This is a genomic window from Bacillus cereus group sp. BfR-BA-01316, assembly GCF_022664195.1.
Classification (GTDB): domain Bacteria; phylum Bacillota; class Bacilli; order Bacillales; family Bacillaceae_G; genus Bacillus_A.
This window is the reverse complement of record NZ_JAKUGX010000003.1, coordinates 147,858-170,258: the sequence shown is the minus strand read 5'-3', so window position 1 is coordinate 170,258 and position 22,401 is coordinate 147,858. Positions and strand designations below refer to the sequence as shown.

Sequence of the window (22,401 nt, the reverse complement as noted above, 5' to 3'; positions counted from 1 at the left end):
TTCTATTTATGCAATTGGTGTGCCAACTCTACATACAGAACTATTTATATGAAATAATTTTTATTTGTAAAAATATTTTAAATTTATCGTAAATAGGTGTATTATTTCTTTATCACTGTCTAAATTTTTATACATACCAGGAGGACACTATGACATTTTCATTTCCAACAATAAAAGAGTTTATAAAAATTTTGTCAATTGATCGTACAAGCACCATTCAGCATATGAAACAGGAAGGTAAAAATTTTTATTACCTTCCTTCATCTACTGAAGAATGTAGTTGCGCAGTTATTTATGAAGAGGACTCTTTCACTACGTTAATCGAAGCTTTTTCTAACAATTCGGCAGTTGTAATTGTGAACGAAAATCTAGATCCTATATGCTGTGTAACTGCTCAACAAATGATTCCATTTCTTTATAATTCTTACAATGATCTGCTAGCTTTTTATAACACTGTCATTCAAACGACTGATTCTTCTGTTACCGTCATTGATGAGAAAGAATGCGTTCGTACGTGGACAGATGGCGCTGAAAAAATCTTTTCAGTCAAACATAACGAAATTATCGGACAACCCATTACACAGTTTTTTGATTATAAAGATTTAGAAATTTTACAATCATTACATGACGGAAAAAGCATAATCGCTCAGTTCCATCAGCCTCGTCCGGATTTGTTCGTATTAATTAATTCAAATCCAGTTTATTGTAACGATGAAATTATAGGAGCAGTCGTTTCTGAAACTGATGTTACAAATCAAGTCGCTTTGAATGAAAAACTATTTAATATGTCGCATGAAATGCACCGATTAGAACAAGAAGTAGCAAAATATAAAGATACATCCGATCCTTTCCTTGCGATGAATGGAAAAAGCCCTGTTATACAAAGAACGATTCAATTAGCTAGAAAGGTTTGTTCAGTGAAATCAACTGTTTTAATACTCGGCGAAAGCGGTGTTGGAAAAGAAGTGTTTGCGAAAGCAATTCATGAAGCAAGTGAGACAGCGAATGCCCCTTTCATTTCAATTAACTGCGGTGCAATTCCTGAAGCGTTATTTGAAAGTGAATTATTTGGTTACGAGCGCGGGGCGTTTTCTGGTGCAAATAGTAAAGGGAAGAAAGGGAAAATAGAGCTCGCGCAAGGCGGTACTTTATTCCTTGATGAGATTGGAGAAATGCCTCTCGATATGCAAGTGAAACTTTTGCGTGTACTGCAAGAACGAAAGTATTACCGAGTTGGTGGAGAAAAAGAAATAAATATTGATTTCCGCATTATCGCTGCTACAAATCGTGATTTACAAGAAGAAATGAGAAAAGGAACTTTCCGAGAAGATTTATACTATCGCTTAAATGTAGTTAGCTTGCATATTCCGCCACTACGCGAAAGACGAGAGGATATTATCGAATTAACCTATTCCTTCTTAAACGATTTTTCAATAAACTATAACAGGCCTATTCGCGACTTACCTTCAAGCACTATGCATGAACTGCTTCATTACAATTGGCCTGGTAATATTCGCGAGCTCCGCAACGTAGTTGAAAGACTCGTCGTATTTGCGACAGACGGCATTATAAAACAAGAATATTTACCGTTTCATACAAATGATACTTTAGAGAACAAAACATCTCATTCCCTATTACTCAGCAATAATAATATGATTCTTTCTTTACAAGAAGAAATGGATGAGCACGAGAAAAAGGTAATTGAAAGGGCTTTACACATTTTAGATGGTAATAAATTAGAATGTGCGAAACAACTCGGGGTAACGAGGGCCACTTTATATAACCGTTTAAAAAGGCTTGGGTTACAATAACCCCTTCTCCTCCTCTATGTTGGCATAGTTATTGCATAATAATTTATGTAAACCGAACTAGAGGAGGAATACATATGACGAATAAAGAGAATTTAATTGTTTGTCGTTGTGAAGAAGTTACATACGGACAACTTCAATCGACAATTGCTGAATATAATTGCTCAGCTCGTGAGTTAAAACTAAGAACGCGTGCTGGTATGGGTTTTTGCGGGGGACGTACATGTAGAACAACACTAGATCGAATGATCGAAAACGCTAACCCTGGTACATCTCCTGACGAGATTCCATTAAAATATCAACCACCAGTGCGTGCAGTTACTTTTGGGGCGGTAGGTGAAAATAAATGAATAGAATTACAAATCACCCTATTTTAGGTAGTTTAAATAGTAGTCAGCGTATCAATTTTCAATTTAATGGTCAACAATATGACGCATATGAACATGAAACGATAGCGGCCGCTCTACTTGCAAACGGAATAAGAACGTTAAGAGTGCATGAAGATAGCGGAACTCCGCGAGGTATTTATTGTAATATCGGGCATTGTTCTGAATGCCGCGTGACTGTAAACAATCAAACGAACGTACGAGCTTGCTTAACTGTTGCCGAAAACGATATGGTTGTTGAAAGCGGAAAACAGCATCCAAATATCGTGAGAGAGATGGTGAAAAAGCGATGATCGATGTAATTATTATTGGTGCAGGACCAGCAGGATTATCAGCTTCCATCTCTTGTGCACGTTTTGGACTTAACGTACTTGTTATTGATGAATTTATAAAGCCGGGCGGAAGATTGTTAGGACAGTTGCATCAAGAGCCTACTGGGGAATGGTGGAACGGAATAGAAGAATCAAAGCGCCTTCACAAAGAAGCAAAATCCCTTTCAGTCGATATTCGGTGCGGTATTTCCGTATATAACTTAGATAAAGATGAGAGGTCTTGGTTCGTACATACAAATATCGGTACGTTAGAAGCACCGTTCGTACTAATTGCTACTGGGGCTGCGGAGTATTCTATTCCCCTTCCTGGCTGGACACTTCCAGGAGTTATGTCAATTGGAGCAGCTCAAGTTATGACAAATGTTCACCGAGTTCAAGTTGGGAAAAAAGGAATCATAATTGGCGCTAACATTTTGTCTTTCGCCATTTTAAATGAATTACAATTAGCTGGAATTAAAGTAGAACATATTGTACTTCCTGAAAAAAGTGAGTTAAGCCAAAAAGCTGGTGAACCAGAAGAAGTTTTGAACTCCCTTTTAAACGCAGCTCACCTCGCTCCTTCTGCTTTTCTGCGTATAGGTAGTCGTTTTATGAAGTATGATTGGATTCGAAAAGCCGGATTAACCTTTTATCCAAATAGCGGAATGAAAATAAACGGAACACCACTTCATCTCCGGAAAGCTGCACTTGAAATTATCGGAACGGATCAAGTTGAAGGTGTTCGTGTTGCTAATATTGATTCTAAAGGAAATATTATTAATGGATCAGAAAAGATATATGAGGCTGACTTCGTTTGTATTGCTGGAGGGTTATATCCGCTTGCTGAGCTTGCCGCTGTAGCTGGTTGTCCGTTCCATTACATTCCTGAACTTGGCGGGCATGTCCCACTTCATTCAGAAGAAATGGAAACCTCTCTTCCAGGTTTATTTGTAGCTGGAAATATTACCGGAATTGAAAGCGGAAAAATTGCAATGGCGCAAGGAACTGTCGCTGGATATTCAATTGTAAAACAAGCAAATAAAAAACCCAATTCGGTTGAACAACACTTACAACAAGCAATTCAAAACGTCCACACCGTGCGTCAACAAGCTGCAATTCAGTTTAATCCGATGGTTGATGTTGGTAGACGAAAGATGAATGAGGTTTGGCGTGATTTTCAATCATTTGAAGAAAAACAACAAATGAAAGCGTGAAAAACTAGCATATAAAAAAGCGGTGGATTACATTTCCACCGCTTTTTTTATAATGTGTAATGTCACATATCGTATTTCTGTTATGTCAATTACAGGAACCAAAAGTAATTACCTATTTTTCATTCCGACTAAAACTTTCGATATAGAAATCCATAAATTTACAAACATTAAAATTCCGCAAACATCAGCGACAACTACATAAAGTCTTATAAATTGGTTTTCAAAGTGGAATAACGGAGTGTAGTAAATGGCCATTATTAAAGCTATAATCATTGAAAACAGAAGAAGTTTTTTCCTAGTTATCATATAAATGCAATACAAAAACGTATAATAAGCCCAAAATTGTGCAGCATACCATGCATGAGATAGTCGAATACCTGTTTTCGTATGTAAAGTTGTTAAAATCAGTATGAATATTACAAGTAATACAATTAATGGTGCAAATCTAACAAATTGCAAAAGATTTATTAAAAAGCGTTTTTTTGAACCTAGGTGATTTACTTCATATTTAAACATCTGTTTCGTTATATAATGAACAAAAAATATTAAACCTACACTAATAGCTAACATAAAAAATATCATTACTATGCCTTCTTTTCTAATATATTTATCAACTGTATTTTAAAAATCAATAGGACTTAACCTAATAAAAATTACACCATCATTCTTCTACCTCGCTTTGAATAATAAAATATAAGATTTCTAAAACATCATATCAAATATGGTTGCAATTCATTTGTCACAATTCGTCGAATAGATAAATAAAAGTCGTTTTATGTCACAAAAAACATTCCTCAATGAAATTTACGATTTATTTGGATGGCCAACTTCGGATTATATAGTTAAAATAATGCAAATACTAAATTGAGGGTACATGAAATACTGAATTTTATCCCAAAAGAAGAAACATACTAACAATATTAATCCAAAATAAAAAACTGTTAGAGCATACAGCTCTAACAGTTTTATTGTTCGTCATTATTAAATTTCGCTAATGCGTAAATGCCTTCCTCATCATCTAATTCAAGTTGCAATCTTGCTGCAAATGAATTGACGTTGTACTCTCGATCAAGTAGTAAGCGTAGTGCTTCGATTAAGTTCGCTTGAATTAATATTTGCTTGCGACCATTTACCTCTACTTCTGCAGAGAAACCGTAGTCGTCATCATACATTAGTTCAACTGAAACTTCTTCTGGACCAACTTGTCTTTTTTCAGCGATATATACACAAAGCGCATTTATTAATTCTTGTTCAGAAATTTTTATTGTTTCCATGCTACTTCATCTGCCTTTTTCTTACGTTGATCTTTGAAGTATTTAAATGCACGAACTGCTAACATTACGATACCAGCCATTACTAACATATTTACCATAAACGCTAATACAGAACCAAGAGCTCCCATATTTGCAAATAAGCTACCCATTAGTAAACCACCAAGACCACCTAGTAATAAGCCTTTCATAAAGCCACCTTTATTACTTTTTGGTGCTGTGTTTGTTGCTTTTGTTTTTGAATCTGTTGTCGTTTTTTGTGAATTTACATTAGAATCTTTTTTGTTTAAATCAACTTTTGAATTTTGACCAGAACTTGGTGTATATGATTTTTTACCAGATTTGTAACTTTTCGCTTCCGCGTGATTTACGAACATAAAGCTACTAGCCCCAAAGATAACCATGAATGCTGTCATTACTGCTACAAGTTTTTTCAACATATTATATCCATTCTCCTTTTATATAGATATATGTGAAATCTACCTTTCTTTTAAAACAAGAATGATAGATTTATTTTAAAATCATTTTAAAGGTTCTTATGAACTCATTATATGAACTTTTGTCGAAATATGCAAGTATTATTTACTTACGACAATAATTCCATAACAAAGGAAAAATTAAGAAAAACGGAATTGACTTTAAATGAAACAAAACATATTATAAGTTCATAAGAACTTTTTATAATTTTGGAGGTGAAAAGATGGAAACATTTCATCTCACACGAAACGAAATGGCAACGCTCCTTCTATCACTTAGAGGATGGAATACGAAAAAGCCTCTTAGCATTTTACAAGAAGCTTGGGCAAAGTCACATAAAAAAGATATTGAAAGCGGACAAAGCGTTACAGCTTTTATTACAACCGCACTTTCACCTATTTTTGAAAAATTAATTAAAATCGATGATACGGATGTCGGTTTTTCTTTAAATGAAATAGTTGCGCTTGGTAATCAGATTGAAAACACAAGTTTCTCTGTAACTGCTATGCAAAACTGGGTGAAACGAGATATAAAAGAAATGATTGGCTCCCCTCAAAAAGGGAAAAAATACTCAATCGAACAAGCAGCATTACTATTCATTGTCGAAGATTTAAAAACAGCGCTTGATTTTGAATCTATTCGCAAACTATTACGACTCATCGTAAATGATCCGGCCGATCGAAGTGATGATTTAATTAACCCTGTTCATTTATATGTAGCTTATTCTTCTTTATTTGAAGAACTGAATCAAGGGAATTGCTTACAACTAAATGCAACAGATACCATTCATACGATCGAAAATATTGTAAAAGAAAAAGCTGATAAAATCGCAAGCAAGTTTGATCAAATCAACAACGAACAACGCGAAGCAATTCGTAACGCTATTATTATCGCCACACTTTCTGTACATACCGCTTATGTACAAATGCTAGCAAAACGTTACGTTTCAGCAACGTTATTCTTACAAAATTTAGATGTGAAGCCGTAAAAAATAGGAGCAGAATTGCTTCTATTTTTTTATAACAAAAAGGTATTTAATTTTAAAGACTAAAACAAGCATAACCCTGTCGTATATTGAGAACATGGTTATGCTTGTTTTTCCTCGATGTAAGATACTAAACAATTTAACAAGAAAGTCGTTTTTAGTCTAAGTTTCATTCCACAATAGCTCTCGCTAATGAAATATACTACTCGCCTATCATTAATTTAACAAAAGTGATTTCATTCTATTAAATTCCTAACAAATTTTCTCGATAGATTTAATTATTTCATCCTTGTAACTCTTTATTAATTTCAATAAGTGCTTTTGAGCTATTAGCAAAATTTAACCAATCCTGCCTCACATTACTTTTATTATCAGTTACCCAGAGTTCAACAATATCTAGATGTGAAACATTCGTTGTTATCGGTTTCTTTATGCCATTAACTTTAGCACCTGACATATACTTAGCAATCTCAGGATTTAATGCGAAAGCAAAGTCAATTACGGTAGCACCTTGTGGTAGATGCATGGGATCTAATTTAGGGGTAAATACAACAATGTTGTCTTGTAATAGTTCATATGATACTAAATCATAAAATTCAAGAGCATCTTGAGTTACTAGATCATTTGTCATAATAAAATGATCCATCAATTTATAAATAATATCTTGCATGTCCTTATCAGTTATACTTTTTGTAAGAATATGAAATACCCCTTTATCTCTTATCTCCTGATTGATTGTTGTTTCAATACATATCACTATCTCATGGTTATTGATTGCCACTTTGGTCCTTAAGTATTTGTTTAATACATTGTTTTCAATTGCTATGTTATCTTCAAATTGATGAGGAATTGGTTTGTATAGTTGATGTATAATCCCTAATATTTTATAACAATCTAAATTGCTTGAGGCCGTGATGATTATTTTTGATACTGCTGTAATGTCTTGAATGTCTTGGAGACGAGAATAAGCTGTATAAATAGGGCTTACTTCATAGTCCACTTCAAACATTAAAGATGGTTCTAGAAAGTTACTTACGTCTTGCTTAATGTTTTGGGACATATCCTCTAATAACTTAACATAATTCTGTAAAAGTATTTTCATTCCCTTATATTTAGAATGATTGAGATGAAAGAAACTTAAATCTTCTAACTCGTATTGAATGTTTAATAGCCCTAACCTTTTACAAATAGGAGCGAAAATTTTAAGTGTTTCATTTGCATAAGGAACTTGTTTTTTTACAGCTTTCACCTGTAAAGTTCTCATGTTATGGAGACGATCTATCACCTTTATAATAGCTACTCGTATATCTCCTTGTGTAGCTAACAATAACTTCTTTAAATTGATTGCTTCATACTCTTCTTTATTGAGGATTTGTTTTTTATCGATTTTAGTTAATCCTTCTACAATATCAGCCACTTTTTCGCCAAACGTATTACGTATATACTCAATTGTGTAATCTGTATCCTCTACAACATCATGTAGTAACGCTGAGACTAAGCTTATAATATCTGCCTTACAATCTAGCAGAATCTCTGTAACTGCAAACGGGTGAGTAATATAAGGCTCACCTGAAACTCGAAATTGCCCTTCATGAGCTTTCTCGGAGACTAATATTGCTTTATGTAATTGTTCTAGTTCTGATTTATGTAGATAGGAGGCTTTTTTCAATAATTCTTTTTTCATATTTTCACCTTCATCTTGTTAATTTTCTATAAAAATTTTAATAACATTATAATTCATTATTTGAAAGTGAAATACCTGTCTAAGTGATAAGAGAATATTTATGTTGTTTATTCTCCGTTAAGTATTTTTAAATTTTTGAACCGAATCAAATTGAATACACATATTCTTTCTTAGGCAATTTCATCCTCTCTTGAATGAAAGGTGATTGTTCTATAATGTCCTCTACTTGCCCCTCTCTATAAACATAAATACCACCCACATATGCACTGTAAGCCTTTTTCTCAGTTATTACCGCTAAGGTGTTATTTTCCTTTTTAAAATCCCCCTCTATTCCTTTTTTAAATGATAAACTTTTAGAGGTTGAAAAATAAAGCTGGATTAATGCCACTAATTGTACATCATCTGATTTTGCAAAGTACTTTATTTCATTTAAAATCATTTCATCTTGTAACGGAAGAAAGTCCTCTACTTCTAACTTCTCTCCTTTATGAAAGAAATTTTGTAGCTCAGGAGTATAGAACGAAAGATTTTTCTCCTCTATCTTTTTAAAAATAGATTGTAGTAATAAGTCTTTCCCTATTACAAACGGATGGCCAAAGCCATTATTGTAAAGCCCTTCTTTCATTTTCATTAGTTGTTCGATCAAAGGGATTCCTGATTCTTCAATAACAAGTTTACCGTTAATAAAACGCATATTAGCAATCAATTCTTCTATTCGTAAGCCCTCTAATTCAAGCGTGGAATAATATAAGTCTCTATTCCAAAAATCTAATTGATCCATTCCTAATGAATTAAATAATAGCTCATCTATAATCGGAAAGGCATCTTCTTCTGTTAAAGCCTTCGTAACGTCTTCTAATAATCCATAAGTCTGATTTATAATCGTACGTATTTCCTCATCTTTTTGAATGATTCGAACAGTCCAATCACCATGATCTTCACCTGATATTTTCTGAAAGCAATGCGAATATGGACCATGTCCAATATCATGTAGAAGAGCTACAGTAGATACTAACTTTCGCTCATATTCTGATAAATGAATGTCACCAATCTCTGTAAGATGTTCTATCACTTTATTAACTAGTACATATACACCTATTGAATGTCTTTTCCTCGTATGTATTGCGTTCTCGTGTAAAAAATATGTATGTCCTTGTTGTTTAATATAGGCCAACCTTCGAAATGCTTTAGTATCGATCAATCGTATGATATCTCTATTGTGAATAGTAATTGGTCCGTAAATAGGATCTGTAAAATGCATAACTTCTCCCCCTTTGTAAATTTAACACTCTATAATCGTACGGAATTTTCAGTCTTTTTCGCTACTCCTTCCCTTTAAATATGAGAAATTTTTAATACTCCTTTCATTATCTCTTCATGAAAACTCAATTCATATCCTTTACTATAAAAACTAGGAAAGCATATACGAGACATAAAAAGTATTGAAATGGCAATATGTTTATTAAATAAGGTATAATTTGCATATAGTGAACTTTTTATGTTATTAAATAAAAAGAGCTTTTACTCGAAAAAATTTATGAACTAGAAGGTGCAACAATGTTAAGTAGTTTTATTCATTCAGTATTAACGTTTTTTGAAGGATTAGGTTATTGGGGCATTATGCTTGGACTTATGATTGAGATTATTCCAAGTGAGATTGTCCTTGCCTATGCAGGATACTTAGTATCAAATGGAAGTATCTCATTTGTAGGCGCAGTTATATTCGGTACAATCGGTGGAGTCATTGCCCAAATCTTTATTTATTGGATTGGACGATACGGTGGTCGCCCTGTATTAGAACGTTATGGAAAGTATATTTTCATTCATAAAAAACAAATCGATGCTGCTGAAGACTGGTTTAATCGTTACGGAACTGGCGTAATTTTCACAGCACGTTTCATTCCTGTCGTTCGTCATGCGATATCAATTCCTGCCGGGATTACAAAAATGCCGCTTTTACGTTTCATTACATTAACAGGACTAGCTATTATTCCTTGGTCTATCATTTTCATTTATTTAGGTGAAAAACTTGGAGAAAACTGGGGTAATATAAATGACGTTGCTGGGCCGTATGTGCAATCTTTCGCTGTTGGCGGGGTTGTTCTTATTATTTTATATTTCGTAATAAAAAAGTGGGCAAAAAAACGTAAAAAGTTTGCTTAAATTTTTAATAAAACCGCTATAAATTCATTTAGAATTATAGCGGTTTTTATTATAGGCTTCGCTATGTTTTAAGAATTGCATAATTTCTTCTTTATGTTTTAAATCATGTTGAATGAGTGATGAAAAATAATTGTTTAATCTCACTCTTTTCGTGCCGAATTGATAGTCATCTTTAAAGTTCTGGGCAGGAATTTGATTAATTTGATCAACTAATTGTTTACGGGTGGATATAAACTGATCTATTAGTTCTTCTTTTGAAATACCAGACCTCGCATATCTCATTGCACTCTTGTTCATTTCTTCCACATCTGTTGGAACATTTGGTACAAATTGTCTACTTATAAAGTATGGAATTCTATACTTCATTAAAAACTCATCCCAAACGATAAAATGTGAAATCACATCCGCAATTCCCCATGAACCTTTTCTAAAAGACTCAAACCATACATCATTTGTTACATCCTTAAATGTTTGGCACCATTCTATTAGACTTAACTTTTTTTCTAGAATACATTCTTTCTCCATAATTCATTCCTTCCTCTTTCACACTTATAATTCATTCATATTAATGACTTCTAGACATTTTATTACAACCCTCCAGTTTAAGATTTACGTGGATAAGTTACAATTCATTTGTAAATTCGTATAGTAACTCAAAAGGAGTGTTTCCCCTATGCATTGGCAGCAAAAAGTACCATACTTAATCGGACACCCTGTTGGTGTTTCTCTCATAAATGGGCAAGGGACTTCCGGCGTTTTATGCGGCGTCCAAAATAATCAATTATTTGTTTACGAATACCTTTACCAAGCCCAATTTGCAATGAAACATTATGACTTTAGACAAATTCAAGATATACACGCCTTTCCAAATTGCCCACACCAAAATCCTTTATACTAAAAAACAGGAACGGCTTTATTGCCATTCCTGTTTCTATTGTTTTCACGCTATTTTTCAGAGTAAAACTTCTGCACTGCTTCATCAAAATAGATCCAGCCTTTCCAGCCTAAATGAATTGTATCTTTTAAGAAATACTTATCATATTCATGGCTAGAAAAATCGACTACTGGGTATCCGGCTTTCTCGACTTGCTCGCGAACCTTATTATAATACACATCACGGCGTTCTTTCGGGAAACCAGCGTAATCATACCACGGTCCGTTTACAGGTACAGAAATAAAGAGTGGTTTTACATTTTTTTCTTTGAAAAGATCTAAAACAATTTGTAAGTCATCATATTCTGGTGATTCATCATACGATTCATTTGCTCTAAAGTTTTTTAACCCTTTTAATTTTTTCTTTAAATTATGTTTATAGTAATACGGATTTTCAATTCCGAATGTATTTGTTGTGGATTCCGCCTTACCTTCTTGTTCCGCTTGTTTACGTGCATCTTCCCAAGAAATTGAACGCAGTCCTGTATTTGTTTTCTCTTTCACCGGTTCGATCTTAAATAGAGAATTAAATAAATCTCGATGATCTAAAATATTCCGGTACATATATGCTAGCGGTTTAGCTAGTCCAGCTTTGATGTTATGTTTTGTATCGTTATATACAATACTTTCTAGCGAACTACTTAATATCGCATCTTTACGAACAACTTTGTAATCTAGTAAACGTTTCGCAATTTTTTTCTTCATTTCAGGATTTATTTCGTCATTAAAAATAAAGTGATAGGCTTGTTGTTTGGAGAAATTATTTGTAAAATCCCCTTGTGATACACCGGTTTTTGTAAACCATTGTGGTGAAAGAACGAAGACTACCTTTTTACCTTCTAATTCATCTATTGTCGACGTCATATTTAAAATATGAGCCAAGCTTTGCGTACCACCAGTTCCTATTAGAAATGGTGTGAAACCTGCAGGGTTTACTTTGAAATAATTAGACGGATGATATGCATCCATTCGTAAAAATTCTGATGAACCGTACATCGGTAAATACTGCGAATTCTCTAACATTTTCTGCTGTAAGAAAACACTTTGTAATTTCTCTTTTTGCAAGGAAGTTGCTGCATCTTCAACTTTCTTATCGCTAATAAGTGATATTAAACTTTTAGATGGGATAAGCAGTACAATGAAAAAGAGTAGACACGCTAAAATAATGGGGCCAAAAGCATGCTTCATCTTCATCTGTTATCCCTCTTTCTATTACTAATAAATTGTAACCCTTGTTTATGACACGCCATCATTTTCTCCTTTTTTCTATACATGTTCCATTCTATTTATCTATTATTTACATGTATGTATTTCCTTCCGTTGCGCTATTAAGTCCTATATTTATAGCACAAGAAAATGTTTCCAAAGAAACATGTTAATTATACAAGATTCTACATAAATTTCACACTGGAATTTATGTAATAATTTTATTTTTAAGCGATGAAAAAACATATAAAATGTCTATAACTCATTTAGAGCTGTAGGATATTCAAAATATGATAATAAACGTCCGTTATGATTAACATTTTCTACATTCGGTCTCCTCACGAATAACCTTTTCGTATGTATTGCAAATACAGACATAATCCCTCTCCTAATACTGTTTACAGATTAATAAATTATAAGCATGAACTATCATTCTGCTTTAAATAAGAACAAACAGACTACCACATATGTGAAGTCTGTTTGTTCTCTCACTTTATTTTTGCACGTCCGCCCATTTTAGGCTTGTTGCTGGACCAAATTGGTGAACATATAAATCTTTCACGTATGGTTTTTGTAAGTAAGATAATCCGCGCTGGAATACTGGTGCGATTACTGCATCATCAAGGAGTACTTTTTCAGCATCTTGCAATGCCTTCCAACGAGCTTTTTCATCATTACCTAATTCTGTTTTAATCTTTTTAATTAACGCATCATATTCTGGATTTGCATATCCTGTATTATTGACAGTACTTCCCGAAAGGAATACTTCTAAGTAAGTCATTGGATCTGGATAATCAGGTAACCAGCGTGATAACGACATTTCATATTCTTTTTTCTTCTCTAGCGCTAGTTTTTGCGTATGTGGTTGTAATTTCACATTTACCTTTAATCCTGGTAAATTTTTCTCAAGCTGCTCTTTAACATATTCGCCTACCTTTTTAAAGTTTTCTAAGTCATAGTTTAATAGTTCTAACGTCACTTCATTCGTGCCTGTCTCTTGTTTTGCCTTTTCCCAATATTCCTTTGCCTTTTTTACGTCCGTCTTATTAAACTCTCCTGCCGTTTCTCTAAAGTCTTTCTTGTCTGGCCCTTTTAAAAACCCTTTCGGAACGTAGTAGTTGGCAGCTACCGAACCATCATTTAAAAATGAAGTCGCGAGCCCCTTCTTATCAAAAACTGTGCTAAGTGCAAGACGGGCATTTTTATTTTTAAGAATCGGTACATTTTCATTGAAACGGAAGAAATACATAACTGGATCTGTATATTGTTTCAGTTCTTTATTATTTTTATATTTATCTACGAATTCTGTAGAAATGACCGCTCTGTCTACTTTATCTGTTTCATATAAATTTACCGCCGTTGAAATTTCTTTAACAATTTGGTAGTTTACTTCATCTAACTTCACTTCTTTTCCATCCCAATATTTATCGTTTTTCTTCATTGTAAAACTTGCTTCGTGCTTCCACTCCGACAACGTAAACGGCCCATTATACACCGCTTTATTTGCCTCTAAACCGTATTTATCACCTTGCTCTTTCGCAAACTTTTCATTAATTGGATAGAAAGACGGTAAAATAAGTAGTTTCGTAAAATACGGTACTGGATGTTCTAATTCCACAACGAACGTTTTATCATCTTTTGCTTTCACACCTAATTCTTCTAATCCTAATTGTTTCTTATTTATCTTTTCTGCATTTTTTACATCGTACGCAATATATGCATATTGAGAGGCTGTATCTGGATTAATAAGTTGCTTCCAAGCATATACGTAATCATGAGCTGTTACTGGATCACCATTAGACCATTTCGCATCACGCAAGTGGAATGTATAAGTCTTTCCGTCTTTACTCACTTCATATTTTTGTGCCCCAGCCTGGATCACTTCATCATTTTTCGATAAACGGAATAACCCTTCCATAACATTGTTTAAAACATTAAACGATACTGCATCTGTTACTTTTCCAGAATTCAGTGACGGAATTTCACCCGTTTCTAGTAGTTGTAATACTTTTTTCTCATCTTTCGGCTTCGTAGCTGTTTTTTCTTTCGCACAGCCTACTAAAAATGAAGAGACAAGTAGAGTACTAACTAATGAATAGCGAACAACCTTTTTCATATAAAGCCCCCCTATCTTTTTTAAGGTAAGTAACGACGAGCACCAGCGTATTCTTCTATATATCCTGGTGTATTTAACGGTATAATTTCTACCGATCTTTCAGCTCTTGGTGAATGAATCATATTCCCATCACCAATATACATTGCAACGTGATGAACACTGCCTTTTTCTTGATTATGTGCAAAGAATATTAAGTCTCCCTTTTGTAGGTTTTCTTTATCAACCGCAATTCCTGCTTTTGATTGTGGCCCCGAATCTCGCGGGATTGTAATACCATGCGATTTATATATCGTATGAGTAAATCCTGAGCAATCAAAACCGAATCCACTTGTACCAGCCCATATATACGGTAATCCTAAAAACATCTTACCCGTATTTATTAGATCATCAGCTGTTGGCGTAGGAATATCATTTTGAGAACGGTGAACAGTTCCATCATTTTTCCGTAGCCACGCCTTCTGACCATTTGGCAACAACACACGGTATGAAATCGTATCTTCACTTAAAAGTGGTAATCGTGTATTATAACTTACTTCTAGTGATTTATGTTTTTCAGAAGGATTTATATATAAAATTGCTGTCGGTTTTGTAATTAAAACGAACGGCTGTCCTGCCTTATCTGCAAATTCTTGATTATACGTTAATTGTTTTTCAGGCATCCATCCTGGGTACCCTTCTTCATTTCGCGGCGTTGGCTGTCCGTGCACTAGTACTTTTACCCAATCACCTTTTTTATCAATGACCGTTACTTCTTGACCGAGTAGCGCTTGCGTTTCTAATTTATTTGCACTTGTTAACCAAAGCTTCTCATCAAGCGTCATTGATTTCGTCCACTTCCACAAATCAACTGGATTTGTTGCGCTCGGTGCATCAATTGGTCGTAATGAATCAGGCACAGTCCAAAGTGTTGCTGCAGATACATCTATAAATGCTTTATTATCCTTCTTCTCTTCAGCATTTATAGATGTAAACGATGAAAATATAAATAAAGTTGTTAAAAATGCAGTTCCTACTTTTTTCATATATATCCCCCTTAAAAGATAGTTTACTAGGTACTACTTCTAAGATTGTATATTCACTACAGAATGCAGGTTTACCTTCGGACCAGTGTAAGTCATTCCTTCTGGCTCTTCTACTAACCATAACGGTGCATCAAGATCAAAGTAATGAACGTTCGGATGGGCCGCAGCTAAATGTGCAACAGCGCTAACTGAAAGTGAAGATTCCATCATACTTCCAACCATACATTTCACACCTGCTGCTTCCGCAATATCCGCAATTTTCCATGCTTCTCGAATACCACCGCATTTCATTAATTTAATATTAAGTAGGTCTGCATATCCTCCTTGGACAATCTTTAATGCGTCACCCGCTGAAAATATACTTTCATCTGCCATAATAGGCGTTTGTACATTGTCTTTCACGTACTTTAATCCATCCCAATCTTTCGCATGAACTGGTTGTTCTACAAATTCTATATTTAAATTTCTATTCTCCATTTCTTTAATAATAGAAACCGCTTCTTTCGGTTTCCATCCTTGATTTGCATCTAAACGTAACGTCGTATTTTTGGGTACTACATTTCGAATTGCCTCTATGCGTTCCAAATCTAAATGCGCCTCTTTACCCACCTTAATTTTTAATGTTTGGAATCCCTTTTCGATATGCTTTTTCGCTTCTTTTGCCATTAATAAAGGTTCATCCACACTTACTGTAATATCAGTATAAACCTCTTTCTTTCCACCTAGTAATGCGTATAACGGTATGTTGTGAAATTGACAATATACATCGTATAAAGCCATATCTACCGCCGCTTTCGCACTTGTATTTCCTATACAACTCATTTGAATGTGTAACAATAACGTTTGAAATTGCAGTACATCTTTTTCAACTAATACAGAACGAATTGGTCCTAATATTGCTTCCTCAATCCCGTTGGCAAAATCACCTGTAATAACCGGCGTTGCTGCAGCGGCTCCTTTTCCAACGATCCCTTCATCTGTATGAATAAACACATCTATACTTTCGATTTCCGTTACAGTACGAAGCGCTGTTTTAAATGGTGTATGAAGCTTTACATGTCGGCGGTTTACCTTCACATCGGTTATTTTCATTTTGTTCATCCTTTCATTGTCTATAAAGTGAAACTTTAATCCGCAGGAGGCTTTATCCGGCCATTAATGTGGAACAAAAAAATCCAGCCATAAGAAGATTCTTACGGCTGGATTTTGTCTATGAGTGGGTAGACAAAGCAGCGATCTGATTATATTTTTTTTGTGCATCTTTCAGTGCTACAAGCAGCGCCTTTTGAGACGAACCGAAATAACGATTTTTTATTTCTGTTACTAGCGCTGGATCATTAATATTTTTATGTAGAAATAAATATTTAACAAATTGAGATGTTAATGCAATTGTCGCTGAGCAATCTGCATCTACAATTTCCCCTGTATCCTTCTCAAGTACAAATGCTACAAAATAGCTTTTGTACTTTTCGGTAATGGGATTATTTTGAGGTGCTTTCGCATCCCCTACGATGTAAATTGTATTTGAAGCGTACACAGCTATCTTCCTTTCTTATACGAGGATAACGGTTTTCTTAACAGACGTATGAGCTGTTAATTCAACGTTGATTAAAAAATATATCCGCTTATCTTGTATTATATATAATTGACAGAATTTTAACAATATTTATTTTGACATATATTCCATAATTATAAAAATCTCTTAAAATAATTAAAAATGGCTCAAACTTCTCATTTTTACAATATGTCATTACTCCTTGTACCATGACATTCACACTACAAACCCCTTTTTCCCCCATACATCAAAAAACAGTTAGCTATCGCTAACTGTTCCACCACTTCACTTTGGCAATACGAATATTGTTTCGTTTGACTTAGAAAATTGATACTCTTTTCTCGCAAACTTTAAAATTTCTTCTTCATTATCCGTTAAATTCTCGATGTTAGTCTTTAAAGAACCTTGATCTTTCTTTAAAGAAACTAATTGTTTCTTTTGGTTCGTTATTGTATTTTTTTTGCCATTAATTACTTCTTGTTGTTTCGTTAAAATATATTGAACGTACAAAGTAGTCGCAGCAATAAAAATGAACATGAAAATAAAACGCCTTAACTTCTTCTTATTTATAGTTCGATTGTCGTTAGGCTGTGATAGTTGCTCTGGTATATTAGGAATATTTACTCTTTTGAGTTTCCTCATTTTCAAATCCCCCTAACCCATATTTTTTCACTACCATCGGCACGATCTCTTACTAACTTAAATTCTATTCTTATAAAATAAGCTCCTTCACAAAAAAATCTCATAAATTAACCAATTAGAGATAGCGTTCGACGACATCTCTGTATTTAAAGTAAAATTTTTTATTTATGCTGCAATAAAATAGTAGTTTATGTTATTCTTTTTCCTCTATTGTAGAAAACATTTTCACTCACATAAATTCTCCCTTTGCATACCGATGTTATAACTTGCTTACAAGGAGGAAGAAACGATGCACTACCGTACATTAGGTAAAACTGGAATCACTGTTTCAGAAATTGGCTTTGGAGCGTGGGCGATTGGCGGCGATGAATGGGGTCCTGTTAACGACAAACAATCTATAACCGCTATGAAGAAAGCAATTGAATGCGGCGTAAACTTTATTGATACTGCTGATGTATACGGATTAGGCCATAGTGAAAGGTTAGTAACTCAAGCGATAAGAGAGCACCGTAATAATATCATTTTATCAACGAAAGGCGGTTTAATTGGGCATCATTATGATCCAAATGGAGAGCCTGTTTATAATACTGCCGAAAAAGTAATCGCAGTCTTTGAAACTAGCTTACTGCGCCTAGAAACAGATTATATTGATGTTTATTTCTGTCACATTTGGTGGGATAAACAAGAAGAAACAGAAGCATTTTTACGCGCATTTGAAATATTAAAACGGGACGGAAAAGTAAGAGCTGTTGGTGTTTCAACTCACGACCTACAATATATAAAACACTTCAATAAAAACGATGAAATTGATGTTGTGCAACTTGATTACAACATATTAAACCGAAAACCAGAAAACGACATACTGCCCTACCTACAAGAGAACAATTTAGGAGCTGTTATACGCGGACCTTTAAAAATGGGGATATTAACTGGAAAGTTTACAAATAAAACAACTTTTCCTGGCGAAGATTTACGCAAAGAATGGCCAAAAGAAAAGTGGTTTCAAGAAGATTTACAAAAAGTAGAAAAATTAAGATTACTCTCAAATAAAAATCAGACATTAGGACAACTTGCACTTCGCTATGTCCTCTCCCATCCAGCAGTATCGGTCGCAATTCCTGGCGCAAAAACAGAAAAACAAGCGAAAGAAAATGCAGATGCAACTACCCGTCCGATCCTTACAGATGAGGAATTAGCGTATATTCAGTCAATATAAAACAAGACCAGCAGTTGGAAATATCCAAATGCTGGTCTTGTTTTACTTTTAATATTGTAAATCTATATCATATTCCATTCTCTTCGCTGTTTCTTCAGCAACCTCAGCACCTAACAAATTTTTCACAATATGAAATGACATATTAATTCCGGCTGAAATTCCACCAGACGTAATAATATGCCCCTCATCTACAAACTTTACATTTTCTAACATTTCAACATTCGGAAAATCTTTTCTAAAGTTTTCAATACTAGCCCAATGTGTTGTCGCTTGTTTTTCCTCAAGTAAACCTGCTTTCGCTAACAAAAGCGCTCCAGTACAAACAGAAGCCATTAACTTCACTTCTTTCATTTGCTGGCAAATCCAATTTATTATAATTTCATTTTCCACTTCGTTTTCTCTAACACCTAACCCACCAGGAATAATTAAAATATCAACTGGAGGTAAGTTTTCAATGCTATAATCCGGTTGTACCTTTAATCCGTTCCGCGCTATAATCATTTCCCCATCTTGGCTAACGGTATGTACAGTAAATGGTTGTTCACCATTCGTTGTAGTAACGGAAAAAACTTCAAACGGCCCCGCGAAATCTAACACTTCCACTTCATTAAATAGAAAAACCCCTACATTCCAGCGATTGATCATAAACTTACTTCCCCCTGCAAATGATGTAAAAGATGCTCATGCCCTTTCTCTAATGCAATATCGTACGCTGTTTTCCCATCATTTTTCTTAATCGTTTTATTAGCCCGATTTTCAAGTAATAATATAATTATTTCTTCATTTCCTAATAAAGAAGCTTCATGAAGTCCTGTCCAACCACCACTTTGAACTGCATTCACATCTGATCCCTTTTCAATTAAGAAAGCTACAAGCTCGCTTTGTTTGTTCGCAATTGCTGCTTGAAGTGGCGTATTTTCATTTTCGTTTTTTGCCCTAATATGTATATCTGCATCCTGTTCTAAAAGGAAGCTTGCTAGTTCTTTCTGTCCAAAATAAGCTGCTAAATGAAGTGGTGTCCAGCCATCTTCACTAAATTCGTTAACAACACTTGGATCAATCTTTACAAATTCCGCTACTTTTTCCTTGTCACCGCTTATGACAGCTTGTGATATTGATTGTAAATGTTTCATAATAATCCCCCAGTTTTCAAACCATTTGAGTATCCCTTTCTATATGTTCTATTAATTATTATATTTTCCTTTTTTAATTAATAGTTTACATAATAATGTTATTTGATTATTTTATTGATAATAATGGGTAAACTTCATTATTTATTTTAAATATTAAAATCTTCTGTTAAAATGGTCGTATTATGCTTAATAAGGGAGAGAGACTATGTTACAAGTAATGCCTTTAAACACTGAAGACTATGATTTAATTAGAGCCGCTGAAAAAGTAATCGAAAAAAACTATAAATATGGTCGTCATCATATCGGTTCAGCTGTACGAACCAAAACGGGTAATGTGTATGCAGCAGTACATGTTGAAGCGAATGTTGGAAGAATAACAGTATGCGGTGAAGCAATGGCAATTGGAAAATCTATTTCAGAAGGTGATCATGAACTTGATACCATTGTAGCAGTTGCTCACCCACATCCTCATGAAGATATAGAAAAATGTTGGGTTGTTGCTCCATGTGGTATGTGTCGAGAATTAATTAGTGATTACGGAAAAAATACGAAAGTTATACTTTCTTATAATGGTGAACTTGTAAAATGTAACGTAATGGAATTATTACCTGAAAAGTATACAAGTGAAGTAGAATGAAATGAAATATAAATACATACATTCAAAAAAATATTATTCCAATAAAAAAACAATCCACTTTATAAACGGATTGTTTTTTTGTTTTCATTTTTATAATGAAGATTATATTTTCGTATTTAAATTTAAAGTACAAATATCTTTAACGAAAATGAAATTAAAATACAAATATATGTCGTTATTTAATTCTTATCTTTTGAAAACCAAAAACACACTATAACCTTACATATGAAAAACACAACTACATTATGCTATATAATTCTTACTCTTATCATACTAATCTATAACAATTCTGCCTTCTTCCCTTACCTGTATCTTTCAGTACATAAGACTTTAAAACGAGTGCTGTTAGTGAATCCGTTAGTGTTTTATATGATAAATTTGAAAGGGCTAATAGATCGTTCGTATATAACATTCTATGCTTCTCTAATAATAATAGTACTAATCGTTCTGACGGTTTTAATGATTCGTCACTTTCTAGTATAAAATCTATATTTTTCATATTCCTACTTCTTACTCCTTATATAAAAAATGATTTTAGTAATTATTTAATATAAAAATACTACATAACAAAATTAAAGATATATCTAAATAACATATCATTTAAACACTATCATACTATAACATAAAAAAGGCATTTCCCCAAATTGGAAATGCCTTTTTTATGTATCTCTCTTATTTATATAATTGATACGATTGTTCTAGCCCTTTATTATATTTTGTATTATTATCCGTCCATTCTCCCCCTAAGTTTCCTGGCCATCCTGATGTATTGGCAACGTATTTAAGTAAATCCCAATCAACCAATCCTTTTTTTACACCGCGCTCATACGATTTAATCATATTAGAAATCGCTATTGTTGTATTTATTCGTGAATCCATTAAGCTCTCTTCCGATAATTGTACTGGTGCTAAACCACCACGATGTAATTGGAATAATCCGAAAGATGTTCCGTTGTCCCCTATCGCTTTTCGATTAAAATTTGTTTCATGATCAGCAATAGATAATGGTATCCAATCTGGAATACCATACCTCATTGCCACTTCACTAATTACTTGTTTATTATTTTTAATCTGTTTCTGCTTTTCATAGTTGGTATAAATTACATAACTTAAAGTAAATAACGTAAGTAATATGAATATATATTGTAGCGCTTTTTTCATCATTCCATCTCCTACTTGGTGTATGTTTCACTTCCTACATACACTATAAGACTCTTATGTGACATTCATTTGACGAAATGATATTAATTATACATAAGCAGTTACATTTTTAACTATCTATCTACTAAACTCAAGTTCTTCTAAAATCCCTTCAACAAATAAAAACGGTTAGCCAGCTTCTTCTCAATTAACATTCTCAACCTTAAATATTCCTTGCAATATGTGGTTTGCTGTAATGACTCGTTCCACCGCCACCTACTACTACTTTACCGCCTTTTTCGAAGATTAATAATTTACTTGAACCATCTGAAAGTAGCACTATTACTTCAGCATGGTCACTTGTCGCTACATAGATTACATAACCACTTTTGGAAATACAAGTTTCCCAATGCTTATCAAATTCTGATCGTACAACCCGATTAGAATACACTTGATTTTCAATTCTTCCTTGTTCTTCGTTTTCCAAATTTATTCTCCCTAC

General features: G+C 33.8%; 27 protein-coding genes. 9 read left to right on the top strand and 18 right to left on the bottom strand.

Annotation, left to right across the window (positions count from 1 at the left end; all coding sequences use genetic code 11):
* Positions 1-149 precede the first annotated feature (149 nt).
* The 4 genes from MR071_RS04050 (at position 150) to MR071_RS04035 (ending at position 3,719) form a co-directional block, all read left to right on the top strand.
* Positions 150-1,811, top strand: coding sequence for a sigma-54 interaction domain-containing protein (locus tag MR071_RS04050; protein ID WP_242235068.1), 1,662 nt, complete (start codon positions 150-152; stop codon positions 1,809-1,811).
* A 74-nt stretch (positions 1,812-1,885) separates the two neighbouring features.
* Positions 1,886-2,158, top strand: a complete 273-nt coding sequence (locus MR071_RS04045; RefSeq protein WP_002065856.1) for a (2Fe-2S)-binding protein — start codon at positions 1,886-1,888, stop codon at positions 2,156-2,158.
* A complete protein-coding gene (locus MR071_RS04040; protein ID WP_242235067.1) occupies positions 2,155-2,487 on the top strand; it encodes a (2Fe-2S)-binding protein in 333 nt (110 codons plus the stop codon). The genes MR071_RS04045 and MR071_RS04040 overlap by 4 nt, the downstream gene beginning before the upstream one ends.
* Positions 2,484-3,719, top strand: coding sequence for an NAD(P)/FAD-dependent oxidoreductase (locus MR071_RS04035; protein ID WP_242235066.1), 1,236 nt, complete (start codon positions 2,484-2,486; stop codon positions 3,717-3,719). The genes MR071_RS04040 and MR071_RS04035 overlap by 4 nt, the downstream gene beginning before the upstream one ends.
* Before the next feature lie 108 nt (positions 3,720-3,827).
* Here MR071_RS04035 and MR071_RS04030 read toward each other — a convergent pair whose 3' ends face one another.
* The 3 genes from MR071_RS04030 to MR071_RS04020 form a co-directional block, all read right to left on the bottom strand.
* Entirely contained in the window at positions 3,828-4,301 is a 474-nt protein-coding gene (locus MR071_RS04030) for a hypothetical protein (RefSeq protein ID WP_242235065.1), read from the bottom strand.
* 383 nt (positions 4,302-4,684) lie between these two features.
* Positions 4,685-4,993, bottom strand: coding sequence for a YxcD family protein (locus MR071_RS04025; RefSeq protein WP_242235064.1), 309 nt, complete (start codon positions 4,991-4,993; stop codon positions 4,685-4,687).
* The gene (locus tag MR071_RS04020; protein ID WP_002012966.1) at positions 4,981-5,430 is read right to left on the bottom strand and encodes a hypothetical protein; all 450 of its coding nucleotides are present in this window, start codon (positions 5,428-5,430) and stop codon (positions 4,981-4,983) included. Before MR071_RS04020 ends, MR071_RS04025 begins: the two co-directional genes overlap by 13 nt.
* Positions 5,431-5,690: 260 nt before the next feature.
* Between MR071_RS04020 and MR071_RS04015 the strand changes: the two genes are divergently transcribed.
* Positions 5,691-6,455 (top strand): DUF1836 domain-containing protein, encoded by a 765-nt coding sequence (locus MR071_RS04015; RefSeq protein WP_105584957.1) that lies wholly within the window; start codon positions 5,691-5,693, stop codon positions 6,453-6,455.
* Positions 6,456-6,735: 280 nt separating this feature from the next.
* Here MR071_RS04015 and MR071_RS04010 read toward each other — a convergent pair whose 3' ends face one another.
* On the bottom strand, positions 6,736-8,136 hold the full coding sequence (locus tag MR071_RS04010) for an HD domain-containing protein (protein WP_242235063.1): 1,401 nt from the start codon (positions 8,134-8,136) through the stop codon (positions 6,736-6,738).
* Positions 8,137-8,281: 145 nt separating this feature from the next.
* Entirely contained in the window at positions 8,282-9,397 is a 1,116-nt protein-coding gene (locus MR071_RS04005) for an HD domain-containing protein (RefSeq protein WP_242235062.1), read from the bottom strand.
* Positions 9,398-9,693: 296 nt separating this feature from the next.
* On the opposite strand from MR071_RS04005, the gene uptA reads away from it, so the two are divergent.
* Positions 9,694-10,299: an undecaprenyl phosphate transporter UptA gene (gene uptA, locus MR071_RS04000; RefSeq protein ID WP_242235061.1), complete on the top strand. Its 606-nt coding sequence runs from the start codon at positions 9,694-9,696 to the stop codon at positions 10,297-10,299.
* Between the two features lie 24 nt (positions 10,300-10,323).
* Here uptA and MR071_RS03995 read toward each other — a convergent pair whose 3' ends face one another.
* Positions 10,324-10,824 carry a DinB family protein gene (locus tag MR071_RS03995; RefSeq protein WP_242235059.1) on the bottom strand — a complete coding sequence of 167 codons (501 nt, stop codon included), beginning with the start codon at positions 10,822-10,824 and terminating at the stop codon, positions 10,324-10,326.
* 148 nt (positions 10,825-10,972) lie between these two features.
* Between MR071_RS03995 and MR071_RS03990 the strand changes: the two genes are divergently transcribed.
* Positions 10,973-11,197 (top strand): hypothetical protein, encoded by a 225-nt coding sequence (locus MR071_RS03990; protein WP_242235057.1) that lies wholly within the window; start codon positions 10,973-10,975, stop codon positions 11,195-11,197.
* A gap of 47 nt (positions 11,198-11,244) precedes the next feature.
* Here MR071_RS03990 and dltD read toward each other — a convergent pair whose 3' ends face one another.
* The 7 genes from dltD to MR071_RS03960 all read right to left on the bottom strand — a co-directional run bounded on the left by dltD (position 11,245) and on the right by MR071_RS03960 (position 17,773).
* Positions 11,245-12,426, bottom strand: a complete 1,182-nt coding sequence (gene dltD, locus MR071_RS03985) for a D-alanyl-lipoteichoic acid biosynthesis protein DltD (RefSeq protein WP_242235056.1) — start codon at positions 12,424-12,426, stop codon at positions 11,245-11,247.
* Between the two features lie 267 nt (positions 12,427-12,693).
* The gene (locus MR071_RS25455; protein WP_255833131.1) at positions 12,694-12,816 is read right to left on the bottom strand and encodes a hypothetical protein; all 123 of its coding nucleotides are present in this window, start codon (positions 12,814-12,816) and stop codon (positions 12,694-12,696) included.
* Between the two features lie 115 nt (positions 12,817-12,931).
* Complete coding sequence (locus MR071_RS03980; protein WP_105584964.1) at positions 12,932-14,554, bottom strand: peptide ABC transporter substrate-binding protein; 1,623 nt, start codon at positions 14,552-14,554, stop codon at positions 12,932-12,934.
* A 20-nt stretch (positions 14,555-14,574) separates the two neighbouring features.
* Positions 14,575-15,576, bottom strand: coding sequence for a C40 family peptidase (locus tag MR071_RS03975; RefSeq protein ID WP_242235053.1), 1,002 nt, complete (start codon positions 15,574-15,576; stop codon positions 14,575-14,577).
* A 39-nt stretch (positions 15,577-15,615) separates the two neighbouring features.
* Entirely contained in the window at positions 15,616-16,677 is a 1,062-nt protein-coding gene (locus MR071_RS03970; RefSeq protein ID WP_242235051.1) for a dipeptide epimerase, read from the bottom strand.
* Between the two features lie 109 nt (positions 16,678-16,786).
* Positions 16,787-17,113: a DUF3870 domain-containing protein gene (locus MR071_RS03965; protein ID WP_070143408.1), complete on the bottom strand. Its 327-nt coding sequence runs from the start codon at positions 17,111-17,113 to the stop codon at positions 16,787-16,789.
* A 303-nt stretch (positions 17,114-17,416) separates the two neighbouring features.
* Positions 17,417-17,773: an FtsB family cell division protein gene (locus MR071_RS03960; protein WP_105584967.1), complete on the bottom strand. Its 357-nt coding sequence runs from the start codon at positions 17,771-17,773 to the stop codon at positions 17,417-17,419.
* 289 nt (positions 17,774-18,062) lie between these two features.
* On the opposite strand from MR071_RS03960, the gene MR071_RS03955 reads away from it, so the two are divergent.
* A complete protein-coding gene (locus MR071_RS03955) occupies positions 18,063-18,989 on the top strand; it encodes an aldo/keto reductase (protein WP_242235049.1) in 927 nt (308 codons plus the stop codon).
* Between the two features lie 48 nt (positions 18,990-19,037).
* Here MR071_RS03955 and MR071_RS03950 read toward each other — a convergent pair whose 3' ends face one another.
* The gene (locus MR071_RS03950) at positions 19,038-19,634 is read right to left on the bottom strand and encodes a DJ-1/PfpI family protein (protein WP_242235048.1); all 597 of its coding nucleotides are present in this window, start codon (positions 19,632-19,634) and stop codon (positions 19,038-19,040) included.
* Positions 19,631-20,122: an ankyrin repeat domain-containing protein gene (locus MR071_RS03945; protein WP_242235047.1), complete on the bottom strand. Its 492-nt coding sequence runs from the start codon at positions 20,120-20,122 to the stop codon at positions 19,631-19,633. Before MR071_RS03945 ends, MR071_RS03950 begins: the two co-directional genes overlap by 4 nt.
* Before the next feature lie 205 nt (positions 20,123-20,327).
* On the opposite strand from MR071_RS03945, the gene MR071_RS03940 reads away from it, so the two are divergent.
* Positions 20,328-20,759: a cytidine deaminase gene (locus tag MR071_RS03940; protein WP_242235046.1), complete on the top strand. Its 432-nt coding sequence runs from the start codon at positions 20,328-20,330 to the stop codon at positions 20,757-20,759.
* A gap of 268 nt (positions 20,760-21,027) precedes the next feature.
* Here the strand turns inward: MR071_RS03940 and MR071_RS03935 are convergent, their stop codons facing one another.
* From MR071_RS03935 to MR071_RS03925, 3 genes are all read right to left on the bottom strand, one after another.
* Positions 21,028-21,258, bottom strand: coding sequence for a hypothetical protein (locus MR071_RS03935; RefSeq protein WP_002136784.1), 231 nt, complete (start codon positions 21,256-21,258; stop codon positions 21,028-21,030).
* Positions 21,259-21,431: 173 nt separating this feature from the next.
* On the bottom strand, positions 21,432-21,923 hold the full coding sequence (locus tag MR071_RS03930) for a lysozyme family protein (RefSeq protein WP_242235045.1): 492 nt from the start codon (positions 21,921-21,923) through the stop codon (positions 21,432-21,434).
* 199 nt (positions 21,924-22,122) lie between these two features.
* On the bottom strand, positions 22,123-22,386 hold the full coding sequence (locus tag MR071_RS03925; protein WP_002147285.1) for a hypothetical protein: 264 nt from the start codon (positions 22,384-22,386) through the stop codon (positions 22,123-22,125).
* Between the last annotated feature and the right edge of the window lie 15 nt (positions 22,387-22,401).

Excerpts from the sequence above, each read along its gene's own strand:
- MR071_RS03945 (WP_242235047.1), bottom strand. The coding sequence starts at position 20,122 with ATGAAACATTTACAATCAATATCACAAGCTGTCATAAGCGGTGACAAG.
- uptA (WP_242235061.1), top strand. The coding sequence starts at position 9,694 with ATGTTAAGTAGTTTTATTCATTCAGTATTAACGTTTTTTGAAGGATTA.
- MR071_RS04005 (WP_242235062.1), bottom strand. The coding sequence starts at position 9,397 with ATGCATTTTACAGATCCTATTTACGGACCAATTACTATTCACAATAGA.
- MR071_RS25455 (WP_255833131.1), bottom strand. The coding sequence starts at position 12,816 with ATGTCTGTATTTGCAATACATACGAAAAGGTTATTCGTGAGGAGACCG.
- MR071_RS04045 (WP_002065856.1), top strand. The coding sequence starts at position 1,886 with ATGACGAATAAAGAGAATTTAATTGTTTGTCGTTGTGAAGAAGTTACA.
- MR071_RS03950 (WP_242235048.1), bottom strand. The coding sequence starts at position 19,634 with ATGATCAATCGCTGGAATGTAGGGGTTTTTCTATTTAATGAAGTGGAA.
- MR071_RS03930 (WP_242235045.1), bottom strand. The coding sequence starts at position 21,923 with ATGATGAAAAAAGCGCTACAATATATATTCATATTACTTACGTTATTT.
- MR071_RS04035 (WP_242235066.1), top strand. The coding sequence starts at position 2,484 with ATGATCGATGTAATTATTATTGGTGCAGGACCAGCAGGATTATCAGCT.
- MR071_RS04025 (WP_242235064.1), bottom strand. The coding sequence starts at position 4,993 with ATGGAAACAATAAAAATTTCTGAACAAGAATTAATAAATGCGCTTTGT.
- MR071_RS04050 (WP_242235068.1), top strand. The coding sequence starts at position 150 with ATGACATTTTCATTTCCAACAATAAAAGAGTTTATAAAAATTTTGTCA.
- MR071_RS03975 (WP_242235053.1), bottom strand. The coding sequence starts at position 15,576 with ATGAAAAAAGTAGGAACTGCATTTTTAACAACTTTATTTATATTTTCA.
- MR071_RS03995 (WP_242235059.1), bottom strand. The coding sequence starts at position 10,824 with ATGGAGAAAGAATGTATTCTAGAAAAAAAGTTAAGTCTAATAGAATGG.
- MR071_RS04015 (WP_105584957.1), top strand. The coding sequence starts at position 5,691 with ATGGAAACATTTCATCTCACACGAAACGAAATGGCAACGCTCCTTCTA.
- MR071_RS04020 (WP_002012966.1), bottom strand. The coding sequence starts at position 5,430 with ATGTTGAAAAAACTTGTAGCAGTAATGACAGCATTCATGGTTATCTTT.
- MR071_RS03940 (WP_242235046.1), top strand. The coding sequence starts at position 20,328 with ATGTTACAAGTAATGCCTTTAAACACTGAAGACTATGATTTAATTAGA.
- MR071_RS03955 (WP_242235049.1), top strand. The coding sequence starts at position 18,063 with ATGCACTACCGTACATTAGGTAAAACTGGAATCACTGTTTCAGAAATT.
- MR071_RS03980 (WP_105584964.1), bottom strand. The coding sequence starts at position 14,554 with ATGAAAAAGGTTGTTCGCTATTCATTAGTTAGTACTCTACTTGTCTCT.
- MR071_RS03990 (WP_242235057.1), top strand. The coding sequence starts at position 10,973 with ATGCATTGGCAGCAAAAAGTACCATACTTAATCGGACACCCTGTTGGT.
- MR071_RS04010 (WP_242235063.1), bottom strand. The coding sequence starts at position 8,136 with ATGAAAAAAGAATTATTGAAAAAAGCCTCCTATCTACATAAATCAGAA.
- dltD (WP_242235056.1), bottom strand. The coding sequence starts at position 12,426 with ATGAAGATGAAGCATGCTTTTGGCCCCATTATTTTAGCGTGTCTACTC.
- MR071_RS03935 (WP_002136784.1), bottom strand. The coding sequence starts at position 21,258 with ATGAAAAATATAGATTTTATACTAGAAAGTGACGAATCATTAAAACCG.
- MR071_RS04040 (WP_242235067.1), top strand. The coding sequence starts at position 2,155 with ATGAATAGAATTACAAATCACCCTATTTTAGGTAGTTTAAATAGTAGT.
- MR071_RS03960 (WP_105584967.1), bottom strand. The coding sequence starts at position 17,773 with ATGAGGAAACTCAAAAGAGTAAATATTCCTAATATACCAGAGCAACTA.
- MR071_RS04030 (WP_242235065.1), bottom strand. The coding sequence starts at position 4,301 with ATGATATTTTTTATGTTAGCTATTAGTGTAGGTTTAATATTTTTTGTT.
- MR071_RS03970 (WP_242235051.1), bottom strand. The coding sequence starts at position 16,677 with ATGAACAAAATGAAAATAACCGATGTGAAGGTAAACCGCCGACATGTA.